This window comes from Streptococcus sp. FSL K6-1323 (assembly GCF_038630745.1).
Classification (GTDB): Bacteria; Bacillota; Bacilli; order Lactobacillales; family Streptococcaceae; genus Streptococcus; species Streptococcus salivarius_D.
Window position 1 is genome coordinate 24986 of record NZ_CP152039.1, and the last position, 12770, is coordinate 37755.

The window sequence follows — 12770 nt, forward strand, 5'->3', positions numbered from 1 at the left end:
ACGGGAAAATGTCGAGGTTAAGGTTAAATCTTTTTAGTCTTGTTAAGTTACTGTGACACCATTTATTTTACATTGAAAATCAATCTAAAAAAAGGTAGAATGGTTTAGTAGATATTTTGGAGGAAATCATGTCTTATACGAATTTGAAGTTGTTTGCTTTATCGTCTAACCAGGAATTAGCAGCAAAAGTTGCTGATAAAATGGGTATTGAACTCGGAAAATCAAGTGTTCGTGAATTTTCAGATGGTGAGATTCAAGTTAATATTGAAGAATCTATCCGTGGTCATCACGTTTTTATTCTTCAATCTACAAGCTCTCCTGTAAATGATAACTTGATGGAAATCTTGATTATGGTTGATGCGCTAAAACGTGCAAGTGCAGAAACGATCAGTGTTGTTATGCCTTATTATGGTTATGCACGTCAAGACCGTAAGGCACGTTCACGTGAGCCAATCACATCTAAATTGGTTGCTAATATGCTTGAGGTTGCAGGTGTTGATCGACTTTTGACAGTTGACCTCCATGCTTCTCAAATTCAAGGATTCTTTGATATTCCTGTAGACCATTTGATGGGTGCTCCACTTATCGCAGATTACTTTGATCGTGCTGGTTTTACTGGAGATGATGTTGTTGTTGTTTCTCCAGACCATGGTGGTGTGACTCGTGCACGAAAACTTGCTCAATGTTTGAAAACACCAATCGCAATCATTGATAAACGTCGTAGTGTTGATAAAATGAACACTTCTGAGGTTATGAATATCATTGGTAACGTTGAAGGTAAAACATGTATCTTGATTGATGATATGATTGATACTGCGGGTACCATCTGTCATGCGGCGGATGCGCTTGCTGAAGCTGGTGCAACTCATGTCTATGCCTCATGTACTCACCCTGTATTGTCAGGTCCAGCACTTGATAATATTCAAAAGTCTGCTATTGAGAAGCTTGTCGTATTGGACACGATTTATCTTCCAGAAGAACGTTTGATTGATAAGATTGAACAAATTTCAATTGCTGATTTGATTTCAGAGGCAATTATTCGTATTCATGAAAAACGTCCATTGTCACCTTTGTTTGAAATGGGCCATAAATAGACTAAAGCTAGCTTGGGCTAGCTTTTTTTGGTGTTTAAATGCGTTTGAGTTTTTGATATAATGTAAGGCATAATTGCAAAGAGGTGACAGTGATGGATTTAACACAACGTTTTAATAAAAATTTAGATAAGATTGAAGTTTCGATGATTCGTCAGTTTGACCAGTCAATTTCAGATGTACCAGGTATCAAAAAGTTGACACTTGGTGAGCCTGATTTTACGACTCCAGATCATGTAAAAGAGGCTGCTAAAGCTGCTATCGATGCTAACCAGTCTCACTATACAGGTATGGCAGGACTTCCTGCTTTGCGTCAAGCTGCGGCAGATTTTGTTAAGGAAAAATATAATCTTACTTATAACCCAGATAATGAAATCTTGGTGACTATTGGAGCTACAGAAGCCCTTTCTGCAACTTTGACGGCTATTTTGGAGCCAGGAGATACGATTCTTTTACCTGCACCAGCCTATCCTGGATATGAGCCAATTGCAAATCTAGTTGGTGCTGAAATTGTTGAAATTGATACAACAGCGAATGATTTTGTTTTGACTCCGGAGATGTTAGAAAAGGCAATTTTGGAGCAGGGAGATAAGCTTAAAGCTGTTTTGCTTAACTACCCAACTAATCCAACAGGTGTGACTTACTCACGTCAACAGATTAAAGATTTAGCTGAAGTTCTGAAAAAATACGATATTTTTGTTGTTAGTGATGAAGTTTACTCTGAGCTAACTTATGTGGACCAACATGTATCTATTGCTGAGTATTTGCCGGAACAAACGATTTTGATTAATGGTTTGTCTAAATCTCATGCGATGACAGGATGGCGTATCGGTTTGATTTTTGCACCTGCTGTCTTGACGGCTCAGTTGATTAAGAGTCACCAGTATTTGGTAACAGCTGCAGCTACTATGGCACAATTTGCAGCTATTGAAGCCTTATCTGCTGGTAAAGATGATGCCCAACCAATGAAAGTTGAGTATTTGAAGCGTCGTGATTATATTCTTGAAAAAATGACTGAACTTGGTTTCAAAATTATTAAACCTGATGGTGCTTTCTACATCTTTGCTAAGATTCCAGAAGGCTATACTCAAGATTCCTTTAAGTTCTGTCAAGACTTTGCTCGTGAAAAGGCTATTGCGATTATCCCAGGGGTTGCTTTTGGGAAGTATGGTGAAGGCTATGTTCGCTTGTCGTATGCAGCTAGCATGGATACTATTGAAACAGCTATGGCTCGTTTGAAAGAGTTTATGGAAGAACATGCAGAAGCTTGAGAGTAGAGGACTTGTCCTATTCAATCGTAATTATCGTGAGAACGATAAGCTAGTTAAGATTTTTACCGAGCAAGCTGGTAAACGGATGTTTTTTGTTAGAGGTGGTGGGTCAGGTAAATTAAGTGCTGTGATTCAACCTTTAACCATCGCTGAATTCATAATGACTGTAAATGATGAGGGCTTATCTTTCATAGAGGATTATAGCCAGGCAGAGTCCTTCAAGGAAATTACAAGCGATATTTTCAAGCTGTCTTATGCGACTTATTTAGCTGCTCTGACGGACGTTGCTATTGCTGACGGTGTGACAGATGCGCAATTATTTGCATTCTTGGAGAAGACGCTTGAATTAATGGAAGAAGGCTTGGATTATGAAATCTTGACTAATATCTTTGAGATTCAGGTTTTAGACCGTTTCGGTGTACGATTGAATTTTCACGAGTGTGTCTTTTGCCATCGTGTAGGCCTTCCTTTTGATTTTTCGTATAAGTTCTCGGGGTTACTTTGTCCAAATCACTATGCAGAGGATGAAAGGCGTAGTCACTTAGATCCTAATGTACCTTATCTTTTAGATCGTTTTCAGGGGCTTTCTTTTGAGGAATTGAGAAGCATATCTGTTAAGGATGACATGAAACGAAAGCTACGACATTTTATTGATGACCTCTATGATAATTATGTTGGAATACATCTTAAAAGTAAGAAGTTTATTGATAATCTAAATTCTTGGGGTCATATTATAAATAAAGAAGATAGTGCTGACTAGACATTATCTTCTTTTTGTTTCACGTGAAACAGGAAAGTAATGGTTTTCAGTCTCAGGGGTTAAAATGCAAGTCAGTTCGTGCTATAATAAGAAGATAATAAGCTGAAAGACTCTGCTAGAAACAGTGAACTAGTCTATTTTAGTTACATAATATTTTATTGATAGAAATCTGAGTTTATGTTTTATGGCAGAGGACAAGAGGGAGAATGCTATGCATGTAATTGCAGTAGATGCTATGGGTGGCGATAATGCGCCACACGCAATTGTAGAGGGTGTCAACCAAGCTATAGCAGATTTCAAAGATATTGAAATCCAGCTTTATGGTGATGAAGCTAAAATTAAGACCTATTTGACAGCGAATGAACGTGTGAGCATTGTGCATACTGATGAAAAGATAAATTCGGATGATGAGCCAGCTAAAGCCATTCGTAAGAAGAAAAAAGCTTCAATGGTCTTAGGTGCACAGGCTGTTAAGGAGAAAAAAGCAGGTGCCGTGATTTCTGCGGGAAATACAGGTGCCCTTCTGGCTGCAGGTCTCTTTGTGGTCGGACGTATTAAGGGAGTTGAGCGTCCAGGTCTTATGTCAACAATGCCAAGTTTTACTGGTCAACCCTTTGATATGCTTGATTTGGGTGCTAATGCGGAAAATACAGCTAGTCATTTGCATCAATATGCTATTTTAGGATCTTTCTATGCTAAAAATGTGCGTGGAATTGCCAACCCTCGTGTAGGTCTCCTTAATAATGGGACTGAGGAAACAAAGGGGGATAGTCTTCGTAAGGAGGCTTTTGAGCTCTTATCTAAGGAGCCAAGTATTAACTTTGTTGGTAATGTTGAGGCGCGTGAAATTATGTCTGGAGCTGCTGATGTGGTCGTAGCTGATGGTTTCACCGGAAATGCAGTTCTTAAGGCAATCGAAGGAACGGGACTTGGTGCCATGAAGACCCTTAAGTCAGCTATCATGAATGGTGGTCTTAAAGCTAAGTTAGGTGCCTTCCTATTGAAAGACAGCCTAAAAGGGATGAAAGAGACTATGGATTACTCTAGCGCTGGAGGTGCGGTTCTCTTTGGTCTTAAAGCTCCCGTAGTAAAATGTCATGGATCTAGTGATGCTAAGGCGGTTTACTACACTATTAAGCAGGTTCGTACGATGCTTGATACTAAGGTTGTTGAGCAGCTAGTTGAAGCCTTTAGTCCGAAAGAGGAGGCTAACTGATGAGTAGAGTAGAAATTCTTCAGAAAATGCAGCTCGTAATTCAAGAGCAGATGGGTAAAGAGGACATTGTTTTAACCGAAGCTACCAAATTAGATGACTTGGGTGTGGATTCAATAGAGCTTATGGAATTCATTATTAATTTGGAGGATGAGTTCGACCTTGAGATTTCCGATGATACTATTGACCATATGGTTAAGGTAGCTGATTTGTTGGACTATTTGTCTGAGGAATTGAATAAAGAATAAGAAAGCTAGACGTAATAATATAATAGTTGTGTACTATACGATTGTTATTTTGTTGGAGTGAGGCAAGAAACTAAATGTTATATGGATTTAGTTCTGTCACACTCCTTTTTTCTATACATTATTTATTAAGAAACTCTAAAAAAGGACTAAAACACGAACGTTATTTTTTTACTCAAGCAATAAAGTTTGCTATATGTTGGTTTTTGGATTCTGGTGTGGTATAATTAAGACGAATAAACTTGAAAGGCGAACAATTCCATGTCAAACCAACTGATTTATACTGGGAAAGCTAAAGATATTTATAGTACAGAAGACGAAAATGTGATTAAGTCGGTCTATAAGGACCAGGCAACCATGCTTAATGGTGCTCGTAAGGAGACTATTAAAGGAAAAGGTGTGCTAAATAATCAGATTTCGTCTCTTATTTTTGAAAAATTGAATGCTGCGGGTGTAGCTACTCACTTTATCGAACGTATTTCTGATACCGAACAACTTAACAAGAAAGTTACTATCATTCCTTTGGAGGTTGTTCTTCGTAATGTGACTGCGGGTTCTTTCTCTAAACGTTTTGGCGTTGAAGAAGGTTTGGACTTGAAAACTCCAATCGTTGAATTTTACTACAAGAACGATGATTTGGATGACCCATTCATCAATGATGAGCATGTGAAGTTCTTGGATATTGCCAATGATGAACAAATTGCTTATATCAAGGAAGAAACGCGTCGTATCAATGAATTGCTAAAAGATTGGTTTGCACAAATTGGTCTTCGCTTGATTGACTTCAAATTGGAATTTGGTTTTGATAAGGATGGCAAGATTATCTTGGCAGATGAATTCTCACCAGATAACTGCCGCCTTTGGGATGCTGAAGGGCACCATATGGACAAGGATGTTTTCCGTCGTGATCTTGGTAGCTTGACAGATGTTTATGAAGTTGTATTGGAAAAATTGCAAGGATTGAAGTAGCCTTTTACAAATAGAATACTTGGTCTTCACTACAATCTTTAAGTAGAAATAGATAAAGGAAATAAAATGGATAAACGTATTTTCGTTGAGAAAAAAGCTGATTTTCGTGTGAAATCTCAGTCTTTAGTAAAAGAATTAAAGCATAATCTTCAGTTGAAAACTTTGAATGATCTTCGTATTGTTCAGGTTTACGATGTCTTTAATTTGGCAGAGGACTTGTTTGCGCGTGCGGAAAAACACATCTTCTCTGAGCAAGTGACTGATACTGTTTTGGACGAGGCTGCGGTTAAGGCTGATCTTGAGAAGTATGCTTTCTTTGCTATCGAAAGTTTGCCTGGTCAATTTGACCAACGTGCAGCATCTTCACAAGAAGCTTTGCTTTTGCTTGGTAGTTCAAATGACGTAACAGTGAACACAGCGCAATTGTACTTGGTTAACAAGGATATCGATGCGAATGAGTTGGAAGCTGTCAAAAACTACCTTTTGAACCCAGTGGATTCTCGTTTCAAAGATATCACTGTTGGTATTGCTAAACAGGATTTCTCTGAGTCTGACAAGACCATTCCAAGCTTGGATTTCTTTGAAACTTATACGGCAGAAGATTTTGCTAAGTATAAGGCAGAGCAAGGATTGGCCATGGAAGTGGATGACCTTCTCTTCATTCAAGATTACTTCAAGTCTATTGGACGTGTGCCAACTGAGACTGAGCTTAAGGTTTTGGATACTTACTGGTCTGACCACTGCCGTCACACAACTTTTGAGACTGAGTTGAAGAATATCGACTTCTCAGCATCTAAATTTGAAAAACAATTGCAAGCGACTTATGACAAATATATTGCCATGCGTGATGAGTTGGGACGTACAGAAGAACCTCAAACCTTGATGGATATGGCGACTATTTTTGGTCGCTATGAGCGTGCTAATGGTCGTTTGGATGACATGGAAGTGTCTGATGAAATCAATGCTTGCTCAGTTGAAATTGAAGTGGATGTCAATGGTGTGAAAGAACCATGGCTTCTCATGTTCAAGAATGAAACCCACAACCACCCAACTGAGATTGAACCATTTGGTGGAGCGGCTACTTGTATCGGTGGTGCCATTCGTGACCCATTGTCAGGGCGTTCATACGTTTACCAAGCCATGCGTATCTCAGGTGCTGGTGATATTACAACACCAATTGCTGAAACTCGTGCTGGTAAATTGCCACAACAAGTGATTTCTAAAACAGCGGCTCACGGTTATTCTTCATACGGTAACCAAATTGGTCTTGCAACAACTTACGTTCGTGAATACTTCCACCCAGGTTTCGTTGCTAAGCGTATGGAGCTAGGTGCAGTTGTCGGTGCGGCTCCTAAGGAAAATGTTGTCCGTGAGAAACCTGAAGCAGGTGATGTGATTATCTTGCTCGGTGGTAAGACTGGACGTGATGGTGTCGGTGGTGCGACAGGCTCTTCTAAAGTTCAAACGGTCGAATCTGTTGAAACAGCTGGTGCTGAGGTTCAAAAAGGGAATGCCATCGAAGAACGTAAGATTCAACGTCTTTTCCGTAATGGGGATGTGACACGTCTAATCAAGAAATCAAATGACTTTGGTGCTGGTGGTGTCTGTGTGGCTATCGGTGAATTGGCAGATGGTCTTGAAATTGATCTAGACAAAGTACCATTGAAATACCAAGGTTTGAACGGTACAGAAATTGCCATCTCTGAATCTCAAGAACGTATGGCCGTAGTGGTTCGTCCAGAAGATGTAGATGCCTTCGTTGCTGAATGTAACAAAGAAAATATTGATGCTGTTGTCGTTGCGACAGTAACTGAAAAACCAAATCTTGTCATGCACTGGAATGGTGAAACCATCGTTGATTTGGAACGTCGTTTCCTTGATACAAACGGTGTACGTGTGGTTGTAGATGCTAAGGTGGTTGACAAGGATGTCAAGCTTCCAGAAGAACGTCAAACATCTGCTGAAACCCTTGAAGCTGATACTCTTGAAGTCTTGGCTGACCTTAACCATGCCAGTCAAAAAGGTTTACAAACCATCTTTGATAGCTCAGTTGGTCGTTCAACAGTTAATCACCCACTCGGTGGTCGCTACCAAATCACACCAACGGAAGCTTCTGTACAGAAATTGCCAGTCCAACATAGCGTGACAACAACTGCTTCTGTTATGGCGCAAGGATTCAACCCTTATGTAGCAGAATGGTCTCCATATCATGGCGCTGCCTATGCAGTAATCGAAGCAACAGCTCGTTTGGTTGCTGCTGGTGCAAACTGGTCTAAGGCTCGTTTCTCTTATCAAGAATATTTCGAGCGTATGGATAAACAAGCAGAGCGTTTTGGTCAACCAGTATCAGCTCTCCTTGGATCAATCGAAGCTCAGATTCAACTTGGTTTGCCATCTATTGGTGGTAAAGACTCTATGTCTGGTACCTTTGAAGAATTGACAGTACCACCAACCTTGGTTGCTTTTGGGGTAACAACTGCAGATAGCCGTAAGGTTCTTTCTCCAGAATTCAAAGCTGCTGGTGAAAATATTTACTACATTCCTGGTCAAGCTTTGGCACAAGAAATTGACTTCGATCTTATCAAGTCTAACTTTGCTAAGTTTGAAGCCATCCAAGCTGACCATAAAGTCACATCTGCATCAGCTGTCAAATATGGTGGTGTCGTTGAAGCACTTGCCCTTGCAACATTTGGTAACCATATTGGTGCCACTGTAACCCTTGAAAATCTTGAGACTGCCTTGACAGCTCAATTGGGTGGATTCGTCTTCACATCTCCGGAAGAAATTTCAGGTGTTGCCAAGATTGGACAAACAGCAGCTGACTTTACACTTACTGTCAATGGTGTAACGCTTGATGGACACAAACTTGACAGTGCCTTCCAAGGTAAATTGGAAGAGGTTTACCCAACGGAATTTGCACAAGCAACTGAGTTGGAAGAAGTACCTGCTGTAGCATCTGATGCTGTGATCAAAGCTAAAGAAACAGTTGAGACACCAGTAGTTTACATCCCAGTATTCCCAGGTACGAACTCTGAGTACGATTCAGCTAAGGCCTTTGAAAAAGAAGGTGCAAAAGTCAACTTGGTACCATTTGTAACACTTAACGAAGAGGCTATTGTCAAGTCTGTTGACACTATGGTTGACAATATCGAAAAAGCTAACATTATCTTCTTTGCAGGTGGTTTCTCAGCAGCGGATGAACCAGATGGATCAGCTAAATTTATCGTTAACATCTTGCTCAATGAAAAAGTACGTGCAGCCATTGATAGCTTCATCGAACGTGGTGGTTTGATTATTGGTATCTGTAATGGATTCCAAGCCCTTGTTAAATCAGGTCTTCTTCCATACGGTAACTTTGAAGATGCAAGCAGCACTAGTCCAACCCTCTTCTACAATGATGCCAACCAACACGTGGCTAAGATGGTTGAAACACGTATTGCCAACACTAACTCACCATGGCTTGCCGGAGTAGAAGTTGGTGACATCCATGCCATCCCAGTATCACACGGTGAAGGTAAATTTGTCGTGACAGCTGAGGAATTTGCAGAGCTTCGTGACAATGGTCAAATCTTTACCCAATATGTTGACTTCGAAGGTAAACCAAGCATGGATTCTAAATACAATCCAAATGGATCTGTGAATGCTATCGAAGGTATCACAAGTAAGAACGGTCAAATTATTGGTAAGATGGGTCACTCAGAACGTTTCGAAGACGGTCTCTTCCAAAATATTCCAGGAAATAAAGACCAACACCTCTTTGCGTCAGCGGTTAAATACTTTACTGGAAAATAATAGAGTGCCAAGTGCACTCAGTAATAATATTTTTCAATGTAGCAGTAGTTCTAAAGAGCTTGAAAACTTGAGTTCACATTAGTGAAATGAGAGGCTAGGAACAGTTTTTCGTTTGCATAACATTAGGAAAATATCAAAAATAAAAGGTATAAAAAATGACATACGAAGTTAAATCTCTTAATGAAGAATGTGGTGTTTTTGGTATCTGGGGTCACCCGGATGCTGCCAAATTAACTTATTTCGGACTTCACAGTCTCCAACACCGTGGTCAAGAGGGAGCAGGAATTCTCTCAAATGATGCGGGTCAATTGAAGCGTCATCGTGATATGGGGCTTCTCTCAGAAGTTTTCCGTGATCCAGCCAACTTGGACAAGCTAACTGGAACGGCTGCTATCGGTCATGTTCGTTATGCGACTGCTGGTGAAGCTTCTGTAGACAATATTCAACCATTCATGTTTAAGTTTCACGATGGACAGCTTGGTCTTGCTCATAATGGGAATTTGACTAATGCAGAGTCACTAAGACATGAGTTGGAGAAAAATGGAGCTATCTTAAACTCAACTTCTGACTCAGAAATCTTAGCTCACTTGATTCGTCGTAGCCACAACCCATCCTTTATGGGCAAGGTGAAAGAAGCCTTGAACACTGTTAAAGGTGGATTTGCTTATCTTCTTATGATTGAGGACAAGCTTATTGCAGCTTTGGATCCAAATGGCTTCCGTCCCCTTTCTCTTGGTAAGATGAGCAATGGTGCTATCGTGGTTTCATCTGAAACATGTGCCTTTGAGGGTGTTGGTGCAGAATGGATTCGGGATGTAAATCCAGGTGAGGTTGTTATCATCGATGATAATGGCATCACTTACGATACCTATACAACGGATACGCAATTGGCTGTTTGTTCGATGGAGTATATCTACTTTGCCCGTCCTGATTCAAATATCCAAGGGGTCAATGTCCATACAGCTCGTAAACGTATGGGTGCTCAATTGGCACGTGAGTTCAAACATGAAGCAGATATTGTCGTTGGTGTGCCTAATTCATCACTTAGCGCAGCCATGGGATTTGCGGAAGAATCAGGCTTGCCAAATGAAATGGGCTTGATTAAAAACCAATACACCCAACGTACCTTTATCCAACCAACACAAGAATTGCGTGAGCAAGGGGTTCGTATGAAGCTCTCTGCCGTATCAGGTGTTGTTAAAGGCAAACGTGTGGTTATGATTGACGACTCTATTGTACGTGGGACAACATCACGTCGTATCGTTAATTTGCTAAAAGAAGCAGGAGCAACAGAGGTCCACGTAGCAATCGGTAGCCCAGCCCTTGCCTACCCATGTTTCTACGGTATCGATATTCAAACACGTAAGGAATTAATTGCGGCCAATCATACAGTTGAGGAAACACGCGAAATCATTGGTGCGGATAGCTTGACTTACTTGTCAATCGATGGCTTGATTGATTCTATTGGAATTGACACAGATGCACCAAACGGTGGCCTTTGTGTGGCTTACTTTGATGGTAAATATCCAACACCATTGTATGACTACGAAGAACGCTATTTGGAAAGTTTGAAAGAACACACTTCTTTCTATTAAGAGCAGTGCAGAAGAAAAAAGAGGAAAAAATTATGTCTAAAAATGCTTACGCTCCACGTCTCACTACTGACTAAAAGCTAAAGCATTTGTCAGTAGACACTTTGCCCTATGGGGTCAAAGCTAGAGACCTGACTAGTATTTTTAGATAAAAAGATGGTTCATCTAAAAATACGTCGCACTCTTTCTCGAAAAAAGAAAAGGAATAAATAAAATGACAAATAAAAATGCTTACGCTCAATCGGGTGTGGATGTTGAAGCAGGTTATGAAGTTGTTGAACGTATCAAAAAACACGTTGCCCGTACAGAGCGTGCAGGTGTCATGGGAGCTCTCGGTGGCTTCGGTGGTATGTTTGACCTTTCAAAAACAGGTGTCAAAGAGCCTGTTTTGATTTCAGGTACAGATGGTGTCGGTACTAAACTCATGCTTGCTATTAAGTACGACAAACACGATACTATCGGTCAAGACTGTGTCGCTATGTGTGTTAACGATATCATCGCTGCAGGTGCTGAGCCCCTTTACTTCCTTGACTACGTAGCAACTGGTAAAAATGAACCAGCTAAATTGGAGCAGGTTGTTGCTGGTGTTGCTGAAGGTTGTGTGCAAGCTGGTGCAGCCCTTATTGGTGGTGAAACTGCTGAAATGCCTGGTATGTATGGTGAAGACGACTATGATTTGGCAGGTTTCGCGGTAGGTATCGCAGAAAAATCTCAAATCATCGACGGCTCAAAAGTAGCTGAAGGTGATGTGCTTCTTGGACTTGCTTCAAGCGGTATCCACTCCAACGGTTACTCACTCGTGCGTCGTGTATTTGCTGATTACACAGGGGAAGAAGTTCTTCCAGAACTTGAAGGCAAAAAACTTAAAGACGTTCTTCTTGAACCAACTCGTATCTACGTCAAAGCAGCTTTGCCACTCATCAAAGAAGAATTGGTTAACGGTATTGCCCACATCACAGGTGGTGGTTTCATCGAAAATGTACCACGTATGTTCTCAGATGACTTGGCTGCTGAAATTGATGAAAGCAAAGTGCCGGTTCTTCCAATTTTTAAAGCCCTTGAAAAATATGGTGAAATCAAACATGAAGAAATGTTTGAAATCTTCAACATGGGTATTGGTCTCATGCTTGCGGTTAAACCAGAAAATGTTGAACGTGTCAAAGAACTTCTTGACGAACCTGTTTATGAAATCGGTCGTATTGTGAAGAAAGATGGCGCAAGTGTGGTGATTAAATAATGGCTAAAAGGATTGCTGTTTTTGCCTCTGGCAACGGCTCAAACTTCCAGGTGATTGCGGAACAATTTCCAGTAGAATTTGTTTTTTCAGATCACCGTGATGCCTATGTCTTAGAACGTGCCAAGACCCTTGGTGTGGCTAGCCATGCTTTTGAACTCAAGGAATTTGACAATAAAGCAGCTTATGAAGAAGCTATCGTCAAACTCTTGGATGAACACCAGATTGATTTGGTTTGCTTAGCGGGGTATATGAAAATTGTTGGCCCAACCTTACTAGCAGCTTATGAAGGCCGTATCATCAATATTCACCCGGCATATCTCCCTGAATTCCCAGGAGCTCATGGTATTGAGGATGCTTGGAATGCAGGTGTTGGCCAGTCTGGTGTGACTATTCACTGGGTGGATTCTGGCGTTGATACCGGTAAGGTCATCAAACAAGTCCGAGTGCCACGCCTTGAAGGTGATACCCTTGATACTTTCGAAACTCGTATCCACGAAACAGAGTACAAGCTCTATCCAGAAGTGTTGGATAGTTTGGGAGTTGCACGAAAATAAGAAGGCCCAAGAGCTGAAAGATAATTTTCGACTGTAGCAGATAAAG

10 protein-coding genes are annotated in these 12770 nt (G+C 40.7%); all 10 read left to right on the plus strand.

Translation table 11 applies throughout. The annotated features are described in order from the left end of the window. Positions 1 to 128: 128 nt before the first annotated feature. The 10 genes from NST80_RS00195 to purN all read left to right on the plus strand — a co-directional run bounded on the left by NST80_RS00195 (position 129) and on the right by purN (position 12724). Entirely contained in the window at positions 129 to 1094 is a 966-nt protein-coding gene (locus NST80_RS00195) for a ribose-phosphate diphosphokinase (protein ID WP_118172326.1), read from the plus strand. Positions 1095 to 1186: 92 nt separating this feature from the next. Beyond that, entirely contained in the window at positions 1187 to 2362 is a 1176-nt protein-coding gene (locus NST80_RS00200) for a pyridoxal phosphate-dependent aminotransferase (RefSeq protein WP_014633755.1), read from the plus strand. After that, positions 2349 to 3122, plus strand: a complete 774-nt coding sequence (gene recO / locus NST80_RS00205) for a DNA repair protein RecO (RefSeq protein ID WP_183138039.1) — start codon at positions 2349 to 2351, stop codon at positions 3120 to 3122. Before NST80_RS00200 ends, recO begins: the two co-directional genes overlap by 14 nt. 211 nt (positions 3123 to 3333) lie before the next feature. Then, complete coding sequence (plsX, locus tag NST80_RS00210; protein ID WP_038674981.1) at positions 3334 to 4338, plus strand: phosphate acyltransferase PlsX; 1005 nt, start codon at positions 3334 to 3336, stop codon at positions 4336 to 4338. After that, positions 4338 to 4583, plus strand: a complete 246-nt coding sequence (locus NST80_RS00215; RefSeq protein ID WP_004181960.1) for a phosphopantetheine-binding protein — start codon at positions 4338 to 4340, stop codon at positions 4581 to 4583. The genes plsX and NST80_RS00215 overlap by 1 nt, the downstream gene beginning before the upstream one ends. 258 nt (positions 4584 to 4841) lie before the next feature. Then, positions 4842 to 5549 carry a phosphoribosylaminoimidazolesuccinocarboxamide synthase gene (gene purC, locus NST80_RS00220; RefSeq protein WP_002886293.1) on the plus strand — a complete coding sequence of 236 codons (708 nt, stop codon included), beginning with the start codon at positions 4842 to 4844 and terminating at the stop codon, positions 5547 to 5549. 66 nt (positions 5550 to 5615) lie between these two features. Next, the gene (locus tag NST80_RS00225) at positions 5616 to 9341 is read left to right on the plus strand and encodes a phosphoribosylformylglycinamidine synthase (protein WP_148513127.1); all 3726 of its coding nucleotides are present in this window, start codon (positions 5616 to 5618) and stop codon (positions 9339 to 9341) included. Positions 9342 to 9496: 155 nt separating this feature from the next. Continuing rightward, on the plus strand, positions 9497 to 10936 hold the full coding sequence (gene purF, locus NST80_RS00230; RefSeq protein ID WP_038674987.1) for an amidophosphoribosyltransferase: 1440 nt from the start codon (positions 9497 to 9499) through the stop codon (positions 10934 to 10936). 211 nt (positions 10937 to 11147) lie between these two features. Further along, on the plus strand, positions 11148 to 12170 hold the full coding sequence (gene purM / locus NST80_RS00235) for a phosphoribosylformylglycinamidine cyclo-ligase (RefSeq protein WP_013989890.1): 1023 nt from the start codon (positions 11148 to 11150) through the stop codon (positions 12168 to 12170). Beyond that, the gene (purN, locus tag NST80_RS00240) at positions 12170 to 12724 is read left to right on the plus strand and encodes a phosphoribosylglycinamide formyltransferase (protein ID WP_084915154.1); all 555 of its coding nucleotides are present in this window, start codon (positions 12170 to 12172) and stop codon (positions 12722 to 12724) included. The genes purM and purN overlap by 1 nt, the downstream gene beginning before the upstream one ends. Positions 12725 to 12770 lie beyond the last annotated feature (46 nt).

Excerpts from the sequence above, each read along its gene's own strand:
- purM (WP_013989890.1), top strand. The coding sequence starts at position 11,148 with ATGACAAATAAAAATGCTTACGCTCAATCGGGTGTGGATGTTGAAGCA.
- NST80_RS00195 (WP_118172326.1), top strand. The coding sequence starts at position 129 with ATGTCTTATACGAATTTGAAGTTGTTTGCTTTATCGTCTAACCAGGAA.
- NST80_RS00215 (WP_004181960.1), top strand. The coding sequence starts at position 4,338 with ATGAGTAGAGTAGAAATTCTTCAGAAAATGCAGCTCGTAATTCAAGAG.
- purC (WP_002886293.1), top strand. The coding sequence starts at position 4,842 with ATGTCAAACCAACTGATTTATACTGGGAAAGCTAAAGATATTTATAGT.
- purN (WP_084915154.1), top strand. The coding sequence starts at position 12,170 with ATGGCTAAAAGGATTGCTGTTTTTGCCTCTGGCAACGGCTCAAACTTC.
- NST80_RS00225 (WP_148513127.1), top strand. The coding sequence starts at position 5,616 with ATGGATAAACGTATTTTCGTTGAGAAAAAAGCTGATTTTCGTGTGAAA.
- purF (WP_038674987.1), top strand. The coding sequence starts at position 9,497 with ATGACATACGAAGTTAAATCTCTTAATGAAGAATGTGGTGTTTTTGGT.
- NST80_RS00200 (WP_014633755.1), top strand. The coding sequence starts at position 1,187 with ATGGATTTAACACAACGTTTTAATAAAAATTTAGATAAGATTGAAGTT.
- plsX (WP_038674981.1), top strand. The coding sequence starts at position 3,334 with ATGCATGTAATTGCAGTAGATGCTATGGGTGGCGATAATGCGCCACAC.
- recO (WP_183138039.1), top strand. The coding sequence starts at position 2,349 with ATGCAGAAGCTTGAGAGTAGAGGACTTGTCCTATTCAATCGTAATTAT.